This is a genomic window from Methanolobus tindarius DSM 2278 (assembly GCF_000504205.1).
Classification (GTDB): domain Archaea; phylum Halobacteriota; class Methanosarcinia; order Methanosarcinales; family Methanosarcinaceae; genus Methanolobus; species Methanolobus tindarius.
Genome location: NZ_AZAJ01000001.1, coordinates 2,530,450 through 2,548,441 on the forward strand (window position 1 = coordinate 2,530,450; position 17,992 = coordinate 2,548,441).

12 protein-coding genes are annotated in these 17,992 nt (G+C 39.4%); 3 read left to right on the plus strand and 9 right to left on the minus strand.

The features are described from left to right. Positions 1–44: 44 nt before the first annotated feature. The 3 genes from METTI_RS12145 to METTI_RS12155 all read left to right on the plus strand — a co-directional run bounded on the left by METTI_RS12145 (position 45) and on the right by METTI_RS12155 (position 2,356). Entirely contained in the window at positions 45–1,001 is a 957-nt protein-coding gene (locus METTI_RS12145; protein WP_023846118.1) for a triphosphoribosyl-dephospho-CoA synthase, read from the plus strand. After that, positions 1,001–1,588, plus strand: coding sequence for a DUF447 domain-containing protein (locus tag METTI_RS12150; protein ID WP_023846119.1), 588 nt, complete (start codon positions 1,001–1,003; stop codon positions 1,586–1,588). The genes METTI_RS12145 and METTI_RS12150 overlap by 1 nt, the downstream gene beginning before the upstream one ends. A 63-nt stretch (positions 1,589–1,651) precedes the next feature. Next, positions 1,652–2,356 (plus strand): dihydromethanopterin reductase (acceptor), encoded by a 705-nt coding sequence (locus METTI_RS12155; RefSeq protein WP_023846120.1) that lies wholly within the window; start codon positions 1,652–1,654, stop codon positions 2,354–2,356. Positions 2,357–2,390: 34 nt separating this feature from the next. Here the strand turns inward: METTI_RS12155 and METTI_RS12160 are convergent, their stop codons facing one another. The 9 genes from METTI_RS12160 to cfbD all read right to left on the minus strand — a co-directional run bounded on the left by METTI_RS12160 (position 2,391) and on the right by cfbD (position 17,963). Beyond that, entirely contained in the window at positions 2,391–3,062 is a 672-nt protein-coding gene (locus tag METTI_RS12160) for a CehA/McbA family metallohydrolase (protein WP_023846121.1), read from the minus strand. Positions 3,063–3,329: 267 nt separating this feature from the next. After that, positions 3,330–4,580: a GTPase HflX gene (gene hflX, locus METTI_RS12165; protein WP_023846122.1), complete on the minus strand. Its 1,251-nt coding sequence runs from the start codon at positions 4,578–4,580 to the stop codon at positions 3,330–3,332. Positions 4,581–4,602: 22 nt separating this feature from the next. Further along, complete coding sequence (locus METTI_RS12170) at positions 4,603–4,995, minus strand: DUF2209 domain-containing protein (RefSeq protein ID WP_023846123.1); 393 nt, start codon at positions 4,993–4,995, stop codon at positions 4,603–4,605. 87 nt (positions 4,996–5,082) lie between these two features. Further along, entirely contained in the window at positions 5,083–6,141 is a 1,059-nt protein-coding gene (endA, locus tag METTI_RS12175) for a tRNA-intron lyase (protein ID WP_023846124.1), read from the minus strand. 174 nt (positions 6,142–6,315) lie between these two features. Beyond that, positions 6,316–12,543 carry an S-layer protein domain-containing protein gene (locus METTI_RS12180; RefSeq protein ID WP_245596179.1) on the minus strand — a complete coding sequence of 2,076 codons (6,228 nt, stop codon included), beginning with the start codon at positions 12,541–12,543 and terminating at the stop codon, positions 6,316–6,318. Positions 12,544–12,740: 197 nt separating this feature from the next. Then, positions 12,741–14,414: an alpha-glucan family phosphorylase gene (gene glgP / locus METTI_RS12185; RefSeq protein WP_023846126.1), complete on the minus strand. Its 1,674-nt coding sequence runs from the start codon at positions 14,412–14,414 to the stop codon at positions 12,741–12,743. 148 nt (positions 14,415–14,562) lie between these two features. Beyond that, a complete protein-coding gene (gene cfbB / locus METTI_RS12190) occupies positions 14,563–16,029 on the minus strand; it encodes a Ni-sirohydrochlorin a,c-diamide synthase (RefSeq protein ID WP_023846127.1) in 1,467 nt (488 codons plus the stop codon). Positions 16,030–16,041: 12 nt separating this feature from the next. Beyond that, a complete protein-coding gene (gene cfbC, locus METTI_RS12195) occupies positions 16,042–16,836 on the minus strand; it encodes a Ni-sirohydrochlorin a,c-diamide reductive cyclase ATP-dependent reductase subunit (protein ID WP_048135449.1) in 795 nt (264 codons plus the stop codon). Next, positions 16,833–17,963: a Ni-sirohydrochlorin a,c-diamide reductive cyclase catalytic subunit gene (gene cfbD, locus METTI_RS12200; protein WP_023846129.1), complete on the minus strand. Its 1,131-nt coding sequence runs from the start codon at positions 17,961–17,963 to the stop codon at positions 16,833–16,835. Before cfbD ends, cfbC begins: the two co-directional genes overlap by 4 nt. Between the last annotated feature and the right edge of the window lie 29 nt (positions 17,964–17,992).

The following is a 17,992-nucleotide window of genomic DNA, read 5'->3' on the forward strand; positions in this document are numbered from 1 at the left end:
CTAAAATTAAATCAACTCTTTATTATAAGGCATAAGAAGATACGATGATAGATTCACTCTACACAATTGACAGGGGAGCTTATCCTCTGCCGGCACACATTGCACGGTGCGCACAGCTTGCTATGTGTCTTGAAGTGTCCTCTTCACCTAAACCTGGAAACATTGACAGGTTTAATGATTATGATGACACCCGATACGAACATTTTCTTGCGTCATCAAGTGCTGTCTATCCTGTCATTGAGGAAGCAGTTTCCTGTGAGGCCGGTGTAGGTAGGCTTATTAAGGGTGCTGTTACTGAAAGTATGCGCTGGCAGAAAGGTGGTAATACTCATTTCGGTGCTTTCTTGTTATTGATTCCTTTTGCGATGGCTGCAGGGGAAATGTTTGAGGAAGATGAAACATTTACTATCCAGCAACTGACAGAATCTGCATACAGGATAGTAAAGAGCACCACAACTGAGGATTCAGTGGATTTCTACAGTTGTTTTGATAATGCAGGTGTTAAGGTCAATTCGGTAGACGAGTTTGATCTTGAGGATAACAGTGCTATAGATGAGCTCCACGAAAAGGATATGAGTCTTTACAAACTCATGGATATTGCCAGGGGTTATGATATCATAGCTAATGAATGGGTCACAGGTTTTAAGAGGTGTGCCCGTTGTGCAGACCTGATTATTGATGGAATGAAAGGTCTTGAGGCTCCCAGACTTCGGGCTGATATTAATAACGTTACTGTTTATGCATTCCTGAAGATGCTTTCTGAGAATGAGGATACGTTCATCAGCACCAAATATGATACGGATACGGCTCTCTATGTATCAGAAAAAGCAAAAGAGATACTTGAGCAAATGTATAATATCGGTGAAGACTTTAATAGTATATTACCATTGATTGAGAAACTGGATCAGGAACTTCTCCGGAAGAAGATAAATCCGGGTTCTACAGCAGATATAGCCATTGCAGGTTTGTTCATAGCATTACTTGCCGGAGTCCGATTTTGATGCATATTAAATTAAATCTTGAGGATTACGGGATATATGAAGGCATTTCGGAAACCATTGTTACGACAAACAGGGGATGGTCTATGAATGCTGCACCTATGGGAATTATCCGCAGGAACGATAAGTTGTTTGTGCGTCTTTTCAAAGGCTCAACTACTTATGATAATGTATTGTCGGAAAAAGTCCTTGTTGCAAATACCACGTGGAATGCCGCAATTTTTGTAAACTCTACATTTTCCGATCTGCAGGATTCTGATTTTGAATCCATTAATGTTAATGGAAGAACAATTGTAGCTCTCAAAGAGGCACAGTGCTGGATAGCTTTTGAATGCATCAATATAAAACTTACATCAGAGGCCCTGGTTGCTGAGCTTATTCCTTTGAGAACACATGTTAACAAGTGCCGGATAAGAGCTCCAAACCGCGGACTTTTCGGTGTGATTGAAGCATGCATCCATGCAACCAGATACCGGCTTACAGGTGAGGAAAAATATCTAAAACTCATCAAGGCCTATGGCGAAATTGTGGATAAGTGCGGTGGGGAAAATGAAAAGGAAGCCATGAAGTTGCTCTATGCCTACCTGTAACTCCAGATTCAAACTAAATCCGGTATATTAAAGTATATAACACAGAAGGACCATTTTCTCCCTATGGCAAAAACGATAGCATGGGGGATTACCGGAGCAGGTCATTTCCTTACTTCGAGTTTTGACATATTCGGGCAGATGAAAAACGAATATGATATCAGAGTGAACACTTTCCTTTCCAGTGCAGCTGAGGAAGTTGTGAGGATGTACGGACTTGAGCATGAACTGGAAAAGATATCCTGTGGTGAATACCTTGAGGAAGTCTTCCTTGAAACACATCAGGGCAAAAGCTGGCCTAAAACAGGACGCTTTTTACTTGACAAATATGATGCTCTTGTAGTAACACCCGCGACATCAAACACGGTTTCCAAGATAGCGCACGGTACCGCAGATTCACTTGTGAGCAATGCTGTTGCCCAGGCTGTAAAAGGTAGTGTGCCGGTTTATGTTGTTCCTGTGGATATCGCAGGAGTGGTTATATCTGAGCTTCCTTATGGCATTGCCAGGGAAAAATGCCGAAAATGTGACTCCTGTCCGCCCCGGGATAACTGTCCAAACGGTGCAATAAACGACCAGATTGACTTGCTCAAATGCAGTGGTTGCGGTATATGCAAAGACCTTTGCAACTTTAATGCTATAAAAGGCGGTCCTGTTGAGTTGAAAGTAAGGGATATTGATGCCAGAAACGTGGAAATCATAAGGGAACTCGAAGGTATTACTATACTGGAAAAACCGGAAGATATACCTTTAATTATGGATGAAATATAAGCAAAAAAGGAATTATCATTTCCTCTTTTTATTTTCATCTCATTCCAAGGCGCCTGGTGATTTTGTTCATATGTCCAATAAACATTTGTTTCACCACAAATGACACAGGTGTTTTTCTTCCGCCGGGACTTGTCTTTCCTGCTCTGATTGCATCCAGAACCTCTTCTACAGTTGTGGCGTCGGTATCAATTTCAGTATATGATATTCCTACCATTTCAGCTTCATGTGCGTCACTCCCACCTGCCATTGGGAATCCAAGTTCTTCTGAAGCTTTTCGGGCTTTGTTATTGGGGCCGTCTGTTACGCATCTTGAATTCAGGACTTCGATTGCATCCGCATCTAATCCTTCAATGTAACCTATTCCGTGGGATGTCACTTTAAAGGGGTGTGGGATTATAACTACTGCGCCCTGTTGACGTGCTTTTTTTATAGTTTCTTCCGGACTGAGTCCAGGTTTTATTGGTTTATGGACACCGAGAACAAGTATATGGCCTTTTGAAGAACTGACTTCAACACCTGGGATGACAATCATTTTTGAACCAAGTTCCTGCGCTCTTTTGACGCAGGCAAATCCTCCTTCAATACGATCGTGGTCACATATTGCAAAACCATCAAGTCCATTGGATTCAGCATTTTTTAGAATCTCATCAAGACTGGCGTTGCTGTCTTTAGAGTAACAGGAATGTACGTGAAGATCGAACTTCATGTAAGCATCTTGGTCTTCCAGGTTAATAAAGATATTTTAGATTCTATGCTGGAAACCAGTTGAAATCAGGTAAACCAAGGTAAGTTGAATAATAGAAAATACTGCGAACGGGGATAGAATTTTGGTGGTTGGGTGGTTGGGTGGTTGGATAGGATTGGTGGTACATTAGAGTATTTGTTCCCGTTCGCATATATACTAACTACCGGATCGCATATATATATAACGCTGTGAATTAAAATCTTTAAAAATTACAGCTGTATATACATGTCATGATAGTTCATTCACTAGAGATATGGCTTTATTTATAACTTTATCCCTTGCTTCAAAATCAATTGAAATTACATCAGTGTAACTGATATTATGGACTACTCCTTCGTCATAGATCCATGCTACAAGTGACATACCCTCTTCCGACATTGGTATCGTAATACTGATTCTTTTCCACTCAGGTAATTGGTTTCGTATCTGTTTTTTGAGCTTTTCAAATCCAAAACCTGTTTTTGCAGATACAGTTACAGAATTTGGGGCAAGATATGCAAGACCCGTCATCTTTTCCTGCAGTTCCTCCTCTGTTACAAGATCTACTTTATTGAAAACGGTGACAATAGCTACTTCCTGTAATTGGTCCCACATTGTTTCATGACATACAAGAAGCTTTTTACGTATAATCTCAAACGGTTCTGATGAGTCTACTACAAGAAGCACGACATCGGCAAGGAATATCTCATCAAGTGTTGATCTGAAAGCGTCAACCATCCAGTGAGGAAGGTCTTCTATAAAACCAACAGTATCCGTGACAAGAATATCACGACCCTCTACTTTAAGCGATCTTGTTGTGGGTAGAAGAGTGGTGAATAACATATCCTTTGATTCGACAGTTTCGTCCACGAGTGCATTGAACAGAGTACTTTTTCCGGCGTTAGTATAACCTGCAAGTGCCGCAAGTGAGAATCCTTTTGAATGACGATGTGCCCGCAAGGATTCGTTATCCTTCTGTATGGTCTCAAGCTCACTTCTGATACGTGTCATCCGGTTTTTGATATCCTGGGCATATGAGTCCTCATAACCGCCAAGTCCCATAAAACCAGGTCTTTCGTCCTTTTTCAGAATGGATATTACTGCCCTTGCACGTGGGAGTTCATATTCCAGTCTTGCAAGTTCCACCTGTAATTTGGAACGATGTGTAGTTGCTCTTGTTGCGAAGATTTCCAGAATTAGTTGAAATTTGTCAATAGTTTCACAGCGGCATGTTTCAGAAATATTGTAGATCTGCATGGTGCTGAGAGGGTTGTGGAATATTAGCTTATCTGGTTTCAGGTCAGAGACCATCAGTGCAAGTTCCTCAACCTTTCCTCTCCCAAGGTGATATTTGCGGTCGGGATGACGTGTCTGGCTTATTTCCAAAATGATTTCATAACCTGCTGCTCCGGCAAGTTCCCGAAGTTCATTCATTTGAAGGTCATTTTTTTCATCTTCAGACCTTGGTTCATTCCTCTTTACTAATATAGCACGCATCATAGGGGTACCTTGAATTGGCATTTCACTGAATATCCAGTTCTTTTAAAAGAAGCTTTCGTGAACTGAGTGATGCATGATGGGCAATCTCAATACATCTTCTCTCACTGAGTGATTCCTGATATTTGAAATCCCGGGTGAACATACTGTCGATTAACCATTGGGGTTTATTATAAAAATCACCCGCTTCTGTAACAATGGTTCCACAGGATTTCAGTTCGGAAACAGTGGTTTCTACCATTTTTACAACAAACTGGACATCAGGTGCGGATTTACTCCTGAAAGACCTCAGGTTTATCTGATTGACTTTTTCAATGTGGTCTGCAGTGACAGAAGCAGCAACTGCTGCACATACCATGAGGTATTCATCATTTACCTTATGCCTGCCGGAAATATCCACCGCGATTATATCAAACATCTTCTAAAGCAAAGTAGGGTATCTTATATAAGTTTGAGCAGTTTTGGAGTTTATTCCTGTTCTCTTTATTCATTCATGAAACTGTAATTACATCTTTATCCTGCCGATATCGATGTATTCAATAGCACCATTAAATTCCACTGCATAGAGCATCTGTTTTCTGACGCTGTTTGCAAGCCTGATGGCTCTGGACATAACAGGGAGTAAGAATTCGTGGTTATGTGGTATGGCATGAATCAGGAAATTAGAGTGTGGAAGCTTGTCAGTAGAGTGCACTTCGCTGTAAACCCTGAAGTGTGTTCCGAACTTAAAACCGGTCTTCGGGACAAATCCTCTGCTTCGAAGGTCTACATAGGCACTGTACTTGCGTGTGAAATCAGGATCAATTGAGGCCGCAATTTCTGAGAATTCAGAAATGTCAGGAATTATTTCGTCATTACTGTTCTTTATCTCTATTATGCCTTTATCAAGCAGGTAGGCAGATTCCACAAGTGACAACTGAAGGCGTTCATTATCTAGTGGTTTGCCATAAAAGCCGTTCTCATAAAGAAGCCTGGATGTTCCCCCGTCCCAGACAAGTACACGGTCTTCGAGCATCGTAACAGATACTAGCTTCTCTAAAGGCAGAGTTTGTCCCATTTCTCCTTTAATATCCAGTCTTTTAACTTCGTAGTATGTGATGTCACTTTCCTCGTCAACGATGGCAAGAACCATTTGTTTGCGGACATTAAGTGCGGCGTTATACTGGGTAAGCAGGTCTTTCAGTAACATTGGCACACGTTCTGACCTGACGTAAACAAACATCTTTGCCTGTGTCTTGCCAGGGTGTCCGCCTCTAGGATAGACCCTGAAGTCAGTTACACTGGGTTGTACATAGTAGCCTCTTTCACGGAGGTCTTTGTAAACGATGTATTTCAATTCAAAGAATTGCTGTCTTCTTGATGCTTCTGTGAAAAACTCTTCAAATCCAAGGTTCTTTTCATCCTGACTTATCTCCAGTTTGTTCTTGTAAAGTAAATATGCGGCTTCAACGAGTGTGAGTTCAAGAACATCGCCCTTTGGACGACCATAGTACCCGGTGTTGTAAAGCTCATTGATGGCTTTTTTTCCGGCTTTTACCTTTTCTTTGACTAGTTTTCCGATCAAAAATTTCACCTGAAATAAATAAGAATGTATTTACAAATGTATAGGGATTCAAATATTGTACTATATATTTAACAGTGGTGGACTGGGCTATCTGCAGTTCCAGGGAATTTAAGTGCAAATATAATAATGGCAGGTTAAAAAAAGATTGGAGAAGAAAAACTGAAACTTTCAGTTTTAGTCCTTCCTCACGCGAGTAATGCAACAGACAGCAAGCAAAAATGCGGCTATTAAAGTAATGCTTTCAAAGCCAGGTGTGCTCTGTGATGCAGTTTCAGTCATTTCCTCTTCAACATTATTGTTGTTTTCAATTGAATTAGTTGACATTTTTGCGTCGTCAGAGTTAGAATTCAGGTTTTCTTCCTTAGAATCGCCAACTATTGCAAACGGAGAAAATCCTGATGTTTTTGCTTCAAAGTGAAGATACTCATCATCTTCACCTGTCATTTCCGTATCAAGTTCTTCCCATTCTCCATCTGAATAGTGCAACAGCCTGATAGAATCTTCATCTATGTCGTTGTCTTCAAGCCACTGCCTGCTTACTTTAAACCCTATAATGCAGTCTTTGATATTGTCTGAATCTGAGAATCCTGATTTTCCAACCCATATGTTGAGGTTGCGGTACACTGTTCCTTCAGGCTCCTTGTCCACGAGGGCAGATGTGTCATGCAAACATTCAATGGTTGCAGATATCTTACCCCAGTTGCGGGAAGCTGTGAACTGGATGAATTCTACTTCATTGTTCTCATTCTCAAAGTCGTAGTTTGTGACTGAATCTTTGGTTATGAATTCTGATTTAACGTCCTTGAATGCGATGTTTTCGTAAAGTTCGCCAGAGGTTCCACCGCCTCCTCCTCCGCCACCGCCGCCGGAGCTCGAGGTTGTTGTGATTGAAGGGGAAGCTGCATTAACCAGAAGATTTGTTGAAACTTCTTCGGACCAGTCACCATTGTCGTCTTTGGCTTTGAAGTATATCGTGTGATTACCTATAGAGAGCTCAGAACTTGTGAAACTGGAGTTGGTGCTTAATTGGCCATCGATGTTGGAACGCCAGTTGTAGGCGACTATGGAACCATCTTGATCGGTTCCATTTCCATAGAAGCTTACGTCTGAGTTGAATGTTGTAATATTTGTTGATAGAAGTAATGATGAGACAGATGGTAAATAATTGCTTAGTGCTCCGGTTGGCTTATATTCTCTATAAGGATAGAACAGTAGTGAATCACTGTCTGATATTCTAAGGTTGATCCCTTCAGCAAGTTCAATCTCATACCCCTTTCCTATAGAAATACTTCTGAAATTAAACATATGAATATTATCTTCAGCGATAGAATCGACTACAAATTCCCCAAATCTGTATCCTATATTTATTGCAAGATAGCTTTCAGAATCTACTATCCAGAGACCATTCAGGACTATATAACTGTCTGTTTGTTCGGTAACTATTTCTTTGATATTTGTGCGGACAACAATGACATTTTCCTGAGAACCTATATCTTCCTTAAATTCCAGAGTAAACTCTCCAGCAAAAGAATCTATATTTTCACTGAATAGTAGTTCTCTGTTCTTTAATATGCTTATAACTGCAGTATTATTGTTTTCAATCTCATTTACGATTAATTCATAACCTTCTGGAAGTTCAAGCGGTGAACCTATTTTCAAAGTATATTGTGAATCAGAATCAATTACCAGTTTTGCTAATTCATCCGGTCTACTGTCTTTAAGGGATACGTATTCTTCTCCGAAAATACCTACCATAGGATATTTTTCATTATTATGGATGTTGTTTTCAGGAGTGAAATTTCCAGCATACTCTTTTTGAATGAGTGTGGAGTAATAAGTGATTCCTTCTTCTTCGATAGAGCTATTTGAAATATAGTTGATATTGATTTGTTCTGTTCCGATATTTTCTTCAAAGTCATATACAAAGCCTGCAAAGTCCTTGAAATTCCAGGACAATCCATTATTCCATATAATTGGTCCTGTAGCTACTGTACCTCTAAGTTCATATTCCTCAGTAGGATAAATATCCTTTTTAAGATAGAAATTGTGATCACTTGAATTTGAAAGTTTTATTGATAAATCCAGTGCAATGGTTGTGTCTTCTCCTTTTTTCAGAATGATGGCATCATGGTTATTGGACATCTTTATTCTGTTATTGTCCAAGAGATCGACATCTAGTTCGCTGAAGCGGTCTCCGTGATCAATTTCAAGCAGGTTATCTTCATTACTGTCTATCAACCACATTCCTTGTGTAACTGCAAGAGCATCGACTTGCCCCATGAATACATCACTTACAAGTAGTCTGTAGATAAGTACATTAGATTCGTTTCCAAGATCAGAATAATACTCCCATATTGCTAATCCATCACTTACATCTATTACTTCATCTTCAACGAACTCTCCGTTTCGGGATAGCTCCAACAAGACCTTATTTTCTTCAACTTTAATTTGTTTTGCTGTAAGAGCATAGCCATTTGCAAGTTCAAGAGAAGAATTTGTTCTTAATGTGTATTTATTATCAGTGTCAACCAGTAATTTTGCAAACTTGCAAGTTTTACTATTTTCTATTTCAGTAATTGGAACATAAGGATCACCCAGAATTCCTATTACTTGATATGTTTCATTTAATCCATATTTGCTATTTCCATAATCTGATTTGTACATGACCTGCTGAATAGAAGTGGAATAATTTAGCCCATATTTTCCAACCTTTAAGTCTCCGTTTTCTGCAGCGGTAATATTTTTTATAATAATCGATTCAGTTGAAGTGTTTCTGTCAAGGTCATAATAAAAACCTGCAAAATTGGAAGCATTGATTTCTAGGAAAGTATTGTTATCATTAAGTGCAAATATATCATTTTTGTCATATACAGGGCTTCTGACTTCGATATTTCCTGTATGGGTAATATCAACTGAAGTTGTTGGTTTTATAATTCCCCAGTCCCAGTTTATAACATCTGTTCCATTTTCGTTTGATACAAAGGCAGTAATGTCATAATCACCTGATGCATAAGTATCTGAATAATAGGATGCATCTGTTACTGAGTAATTGATCTGTTGATAATCTCCATCTAAATACCATACCACATCAGAAGGACAATCCAGGCTTATATTAATTGTAGGATTCTCATTTTGGTAACTTCTTATTCTGGTTTCATAAGAATCAATATTTGCTGGTGTATTTTCGGGTATTGTCTTTTCAATCACCGGATAGTAATAAAGTGTACTGTTATCTGCAACTTCCAATTTCAAACAATTGTAAATATCAAATCTCTCTCCTGATAACAGATTGATATAATTCGAATTTGAGAAAGTGATAGAATTCTCTGAAATATCAGCTACTTCTAGTAGACCCTCTTCATCTGAAATTTCAAAGTCCAGTATATCGTCAAAGTCCAGAATCCAAATACCATCAATTATAAATTGTTTCGAAACCGGTCCCTCTATTTTTTTAATATGCAATTTCATAACTCTGACATCGTCTACACCTGCAATGTCATATTCCCATTTCCATATAGCATCTTGAGATACCGGGTCAAAAACTATGGTGTTATCAATGGATGTTCCACCATATATCCAGTTTCCTTTTTGGAAATAAATGTGAAACTCGTCTTCTTCTTCATCATAGGAATAACGAATACTGTAATCATCCTTAAAATCAATATTACCACTTCCGGTCACAATATATTCTTTATCTGTATCAAGAAGCAGTTTTCCAAGTTTTGCCGGATTTCCCTGTTCTAAAGGTATGTACTTCTCTCCGAGTATACCTACAACTTCATATTGCTCTCCGTCAGAATTTAATTCATCACATGAGAAATAACTTTTCTGGATAGTTGTTCTATATGTGAGGTTTCCTGGGTCTATTATTCGTTCAGTACTCGTCAAAGGTTGTGTTACTTCAAGTGTTTCAGAAGATATGGCATTGTCAATATCATAGAATAGACCAGCAAAATTCAAATAATCCCATGATTCCGGTCCTGTTGCAATAGCACCTGGGATGTCATGTTGAGTTGATTGGTCGTATGTTTTAATCAGACAGAAACGTAATGAATCTGAATCAGCAACTTTAAAGTTAAGGTCATTGGCAACATTTATAGTACTATCTTTTTCAAGAACAATATTATTCGAATTGTTCATTCTGATTGAATCATTATCCACCAGTTGGACTTCCATTTCATTGAAAGTAGATCCCTCTTCTACATTTATGGGATTTTCAAAATCAATTAACCATATACCTTCTACATCAACAAATTCGTCTACCTCTCCCATGAATACATCAGTAACAAGTAATCTAAAAACAATGACATTATCCTCATCACCAACATCCTGATAATACTCCCATGTAACAGGACCTCTTGAAAGATCAATAACTTCATCTTCTATAAACTCTCCATTTTGGGATAGTTCCATCCAGACTTTATTTCCTTCAACATCGATTTGTTTTGCTGTAAGTTCATACCCTTCCGGGAGTTCTAAGGAAAAACTTGTTCTAATCAGATGTTTATCATCGCTATCTAAAAGCAATTTAACAATTTCATCTGGACTTTCATCTGATAGGGATACATATCTGTCACCAAAGAACCCTATTGATGGATAGGTGGTAGGATATGTAGATCCATACACCTCTTCGTTATCAAAGTCTGCTTTGTAAGGTACCTGAAGTATTTCAGTTTTGTAATTGAGTCTTCCTTCTTCGAGAGTCCTGCCATCTGCTGATTGGTTAGTATTTGTGGTATTGTAAATCCTTAATGATTCACTGCCTTTATTAGTATCCAGATCGTAGTTGAAGGCTTTGAAATTAGAAGAATTTATTTCGATTGCAGAAGATCCGTTTTCAATGTTAATGGCATTTTCTTTAAAAATAGAGTAGAGGTTACTTCCATTATAAACCTGACTTCTGATATATGCATCATTATCATTTTCCACGATCAATAGGCTTGTAACTTCTGCTGACCATTCATCTTCGTTGTCTTTTACTTTGAGATGAATGGTGTGATTTCCAGGTGACAATTTATTAGTGTTGAAGTAAGCATTGTCACTCAATATTCCATCAATGCTTGATTCCCATTTATATTCCAGAATATAACCGTCGTGATCAATACCTATTCCTGCAAAGTGAACAGTCTCCCCGGCCTTTACGTATCCAGGTGATACTGAGAAAATTGAAGCTTCAGGAATTAGATTTTGGTAGGAATAAAGAGGTAAGAAATCTACATTGTTTTCATTAATTGTATAGGTCTCATCGCAAATTCCATCTTCATCTGTATCAAGATGCGTTTGGCAAAAATCCGTTCCTGATGGATTGGTCCAACAATTCCCTCCAAGATATGGTCCGCCAACAATATTTTCTCCTGCTGTTTTATCGATATTCCATGTATTAGATGAATTTGAATATTGTTTCAGGTTTAAATCGTTGTTGAAATAATTGTTATATATTGTATTTCCGGAAGAATTGTAGCCAACGTACATTCCTTCCATATAACTGTTCTCTATAGTATTTCCAGCTATCAGGTTTTCTTTATTGTTATATCTCAAAAACAATCCAATTCCGCTTGCTACTGCCAGATTAGGGGTGACATAGGAGCTAGAGGCAGAGCTCAATACTAAATCTGTGCTGTTTTTACCATCATTTTCGTTTGGGTAGATTACTATCTCTTTTGTAACAAGTTCAAACTCATCAGGACTATCAATATTTGAGGAATCAACACTCAATGAGTTTACACTTGTTGATGAAACTTCATAAGAATAAGTGTGAATTATAGAGTTATTAATCAGTGAATTGTTGTGAGATGACTCATGGAAATATATCCCGTATACTTTATCGCCCTGTAAATGGTTTTCAATAACAGTATTGTTGCAGGATTTTACAAGATCAAATCCTATAAGGTCATTAAATGAATATGTTGATTTTATTTCATTACTATTACTTTCAAAGAGGCATAATCCAATATAATCGTTAGATTCCAGGGTATTATTGATGATTTCATTATTATCTGAATTGTTAAGGTAAATTCCATATTTGTTTGACTTAACAACGTTATTCTCTATCAGACAACTCGATGACTCATAAAGAAATACTGCTTTAGAAAAGTCTGCACCAGTTACAGTAAAACCTTTCAGTACAACATCATTTGAATTGATACATATTGTATAACTTTGATTATCAATTGGCCTTATCGTTACAGTGTCTGGATTTTGAGATTCTGATATAATAGAAATAGATTTTTCAATTATCAGATTCTCCATATACGTTCCTGATTTGACAACGATAGAATCCCCAGAATCTGAATTGTCAATAGCATCCTGAATAGAAGTATAATCTCCATCTCCTGACAAATCCACTGTAATAGTTTCAGCCATCGCATTTCCTGCAAGCACAAAGGAAATACATATATACATAACCAACAACGTTTTAAAATAATGGTGCCTCATATCAATAACCCATTTACTCTTAATATATTATTGGTATATAAGTGTAATTAATTTAGCATGTCTTATAAAAGGTTAGTTTATATCAAGTAGATAAAAAGAAAAATAATAAATCCTGCCCTATCCTGCAGGACACAAATAGTTCAGGCGGAGATGGTTAATTAAATTCACAGATAGGCTTCGGTAACGTAATGAAGCATCATCCTGTGGCTATTGAAGTAATAGGATAACATCTCAATGGAATTGCTCATCATTTTTGCCCATTCATCCTTTCTCTTATAATATGTAGGTATCATGATGTACTCCAGCTTATAATAGAGGTCATCAAGCTCCATCATCTCAACCTGCTCAGGAGTCTTATCGGCCTCAAGCTTCGGACCAATAGAATAACCTGTGATACCTTCCACACAGCCTTCTATCCACCAGCCATCAAGGACACTGAAATTCACAACACCGTTGTGAGCTGCTTTCATACCGCTGGTGCCTGAGGCTTCAAGAGGTTTCTTGGGAGTATTCAGCCAGACATCCACACCAGAGACGAGCTTCATGGATATGTCCATATTGTAATTCTCAATATAAGCTATCTCTATCTCACCTTTAAGCTCTCGCATGTACCCGTAAATTCTTTCGATGAGTAATTTTCCCATAAGATCTCTCGGGTGGGCTTTTCCTGAGAAAATCAGTTGTATTTTTCCTGCTTCGTTAACCTTGCGAAGCCGGTTCAGATCAGAAAATATTAATGTAGGTCTCTTGTATTCGGTAACTCTTCTGGCAAAACCAATCGTCAGAGTGTCACAATCCATATTCGTGCCACATTCTTTGTTTACATAGTCCAGGAGATCCTTTTTTGCTTTTCTGTGAGCTTTTAATATCTCATTATCCGGAATGCTCCGGGCTCTTACAAGCAGTTCTGGTTCGTTTGCCCAGCATGGAAGATATTTATTATAAAGCTCTTTCATGTGAGGTCCCACCCATGTGTAAGAGTGTACTCCGTTTGTGATTGAGCTGAACTTGTATCCCGGGAACATTTTTTCTGATATCTGCCTGTGTCTTTTGGCTACTCCATTCACATAATTGGATAAATTCAGCCCAAGCAGTGTCATATTCAGCTGATGTTCACCACCATATTTCTTCAAAATCTCAAAATCCGAATTCTGGCTGACAAGTTCCCTGACAAGATCATGTGAGAACACATCATGTCCACTTTCAATAGGTGTATGAGTTGTGAATACACAAAGTTCTTTGACTTTTGAGGCATTCATATCGTTCTCTTTCAACAGTTCCAGAGTGAGTAAACTGGAGTGTCCTTCATTCATGTGGTACTTCTGAATAGAACAACCTAGTTTTCTAAGCATCCTGACACCGCCGATTCCCAGTATTATCTCCTGTTTGAGACGATACCTGCGGTCTCCACCGTAGAGACTATCGGTTATCTGACGGTCTTCTACAGAGTTACCTTCTATGTCCGTATCAAGGAATAATACTGGAACTGTTTCCTCGGTGAGACTGTGATGAACATAAAGCCAAGACCTGACTTTTACTTCTTTTCCTTGTATATTGACAGTCACTTCGTAAGGAAGGGACTGCATATAGTCTGAAGGATCCCAGTTGTGTGGATGCTCTGTCTGCCTTCCTTCAGAGTCAAGTTTCTGAATGAAGTATCCTCTTTTGTTGATAAGAGTAACAGCAATAAACGGAAGACCAAGATCCGCACTTGCCCTTATTGTGTCACCTGCAAGTATCCCAAGACCACCACTATATGTGGGCATTCCACAGCGAAGTCCGATCTCCATTGAAAAATAAGCTATCTTGCGTTTTTTAGACCCAATGAAATTATCCATGTTGCCAACCTTCCAAATAAATAGATAAAATTAATATTTATATAAAATTACCTGAAAGAATAAAATACTTTTTGATGGGATTTATAGGGAGAATATAGTAATATTGAAAAAAGACCCGGAAAAATAAAATCAGATTATGAAAACTTTTTCACATCTTATTTTTCATCACAAAATCCACAAAACTACCTGCAAATTCCCTGTAAGAGCTTGCAACCAGATGTGCATAGCATCCAAGTGTATTATCAACAGTAAGTCCGTCCCAGCCATCAATTATGCCGGTTCCACGGGAAAGTTTGATGGCAAATTTTGAATCCATTGGAATCTCTGTAACTTCGGAGTGATGGAACTCATGACCACGGAAAGAATTTCCTGTTATACCAATAACAGAATCCATTGCAAGTTCACCAATATTGTAACTGACAACACGCTTGTGTCCCATTAGAGTGTGTCCGGGCAGTGCTCCAACCATTTCATGTGTGGATTCCGGCATCTCTGCCATGTGATGCGCTCCTTTGCCTTTCACCCCTGTACTGAGTTTCTCGGTCAGGTACATCAGGCCACCGCATTCTGCATAGATTGGCATGCCGGAGCGTGATGCATCAAGGATATCCTCACGCATGGTTACGTTTTCCTCAAGTTCGGCGGCGAAAAGTTCGGGATATCCGCCACCAAGGTAAAGTCCGTCAACATCCGGTAATTTGCTGTCATGTATCGGACTAAAGTATTTGATCTCCGCTCCTGCCATTTCAAGCAGTTCAAGATTGTCGTGATAATAGAAATTAAAAGCCTCATCAAGGGCAACACCAATAACCGGACGTTCAGTTTCCATCTCGCGTGGAGTAAAAACGGTTTTCGAAGGACGTTCTAAAGCCGGAGCAGCATGTGCCATTTCCAGAAGCCTGTCTATCTGGATTCCATCCTTGATTTTGTTTTTGATAAATTCGATTCTCTCATCGTAATTATCAGCACGGCGGCGTTCCTCAATTGCAGGAACAAGACCAAGGTGTCTCATGGAGATCTTCATGGAATTATTGCGGTGTATTACACCAATTACCGGAATGCCAGTATAATGCTCGATAGCTTCTGTGGCTTTTTTAGTGTGCCTCGGACCACCTATATTGTTGAGAATCACACCAGCAATATTAACGTTTTTATCAAAGTCCTTGAAACCATTCACAAGAGCAGCTGCTGAGCGGGTAATGCTCCTTGCATTGATAATAAGGATTACAGAACATTTCAGAATCTTAGCTATCTGTGCAGTACTGCCTGTATCGGTAAAGCTGTCAAAGCCCTCATAAAGACCACGGACACCTTCGATAATAGCAATGTCTGCATCCTCACCAACTTCGACACCGTGAATGAAAACATCCCTGACACCCTCTTCATCCATCAGGAAACCATCAATATTGCGAGCCCTGCGGCCGGTAATTTCAGTATAATAGCTTGGGTCAATATAATCAAGCCCCACCTTGTAGGGTTGAACCTTATATCCGGCTTCAGTAAGTGCTGCAAGCAGGCCAATAGTGATTGTAGTTTTACCTGAGGATGAGCTTCCTGCTGACAGGAGTATTCTTGGGATTTCTCTTTTCCCGGAAGGCTGGGGAGTGTCAGACATTTTCATCAAACCTTAACGTGTAAGTTCACGCAGTCTTTCATCCTCAAGTGATGAAGGAAGCACTGAACTGTTGTTGGACATAATAGCATGTGCAAGCTCACGATAGACACTTGCAACAGGTGAATCCGGAGCTTTTTCAAGCACGGAATATCCATCTCTTTCACAGTCCTGAACTATCTGCTCCTTTGGAATAAATGCCATGAGCTTGCTGCCAATTTCCTCCGAGAACTTCCTCACGATTTCCTCTTCCCTTGTAACACTTCTGGAATTACAGATTATTCCGGAAAGTGGTGTGTCAATCTTGGCAAGTCCCTTGCAGATATTGTTTGCAGCATAAAGCGGCATGTATTCTCCGGATGTGAGGATGTAAGCCTCATTTACAAGTCCTTTGCGTATTGGTGCAACAAATCCGCCACACACGATATCCCCTGGAACATCATAGATTATGAGATCCATATCATCAATGGATTTGCACATCTGTCTGAGTTTCTGTATGGCAACAATGATTCCACGTCCTGCACAGCCAATTCCAGGCTCAGGTCCGCCGACTTCAACACATTTTACGCCCTTGTAACCTTCGTGTACAATGTCCTCTTCCTTTACATCGATCTTCTGCCTGAGAAGGTCAAGAATTGTTGGAATTCTTTTACCGCCAAGAAGTGTAATGGATGAATCACTTTTTGGATCACATCCGATGATCATAACTTTGAATCCTTCATCGGCACAGGCTGCTGCAACATTGGAAGCGGTGCTGGATTTTCCAATCCCGCCTTTACCGTAAATGGCTATTCTTTTCTGTTCCATCAGGCTTCCTCCGTGTTTTGCATATCCTTTACAACTTCACGCATTGTTGCACCAAACTCAGACTCAACGATGTTGCTTACACCAAGTGTCTTTGGATGCAGATCAATTTCCACAATAACATTTGAGTGTCCCATATCTTTTAGTGGGAATACCTGTCTTGGCCCGTTTGTCACGGAGATTACATCCATATTCCGGAGATTGTCCATTGGAATGGCATGTGGCACGCCGCTAATGACGGCAAAGTCAAAGTCACTGTATTTTTCAGCAATAAGTTCACTGACCTTTTCACCTGCTATAGGGTACTCGTCCATACCGCCGATAATCTCGTGGATTTCAATTCCTTTCTCCTTGAAATCATTCACAATATATGTTGCATGCTGGCGTACACGTGGCAGACCAAGTGTATCATCAATATTTGCCATGTTGATGACGTTCTCTGCAACACCAAGCTGCTCAGCTACTTCGTTGATGGCAACGGTAATATCTGCGAACATGTAACCCGTTTCCTTCTTTGCGTTCATGATCGTCAGGCATTTCTTTCCTTCTTTCAGGTAATTGATTACCTTTTCAGCAACCTTGTATTTCAGATCACCACGGGATGGGACAAGATATTCCTTACTTGCTGCACCATGGCGTTTCTCAACATTGGTTGCTTCTGTAAGCAGGACTTTCTGCCTGTCAAGTTCCTCATCAGTAATTACTCCTGCATCACATGCAGATTCAAGTGCAATAAGAACACCTTTGGTATTATTCGGGTATCCTGCATGTACTTCCACACCTATCACAGGCACGTCAAGATTTGCGTCCTTAACAGGCTCGCTTAATTCCTCGCCAATGATCATACTGACACATGTCCCAACAACTCCAATGAGTTTAGGATTAAACATTTCGTTAACTTTTGTAAGCAGGGATGAAAGCTCATCACGTCCACCGAAAACAAAGCCATTTTCATCAAGGGCTGTTGTTACAACATGTATGCCGTCTTCCTCAAGCAGTCTTGCATGTTTAAATGAGCATCCTGGTGGACCATGAAGTATTGCAACATCAACATTCAGGTCTCGCAGTGTGTATAAAGCAGCCACAATAGAACTGGGCCGTGGGTGTATTATAGAAATATCTTTTTCAGCCATATTTATCCCGATAAACTTGGTTGATTCTT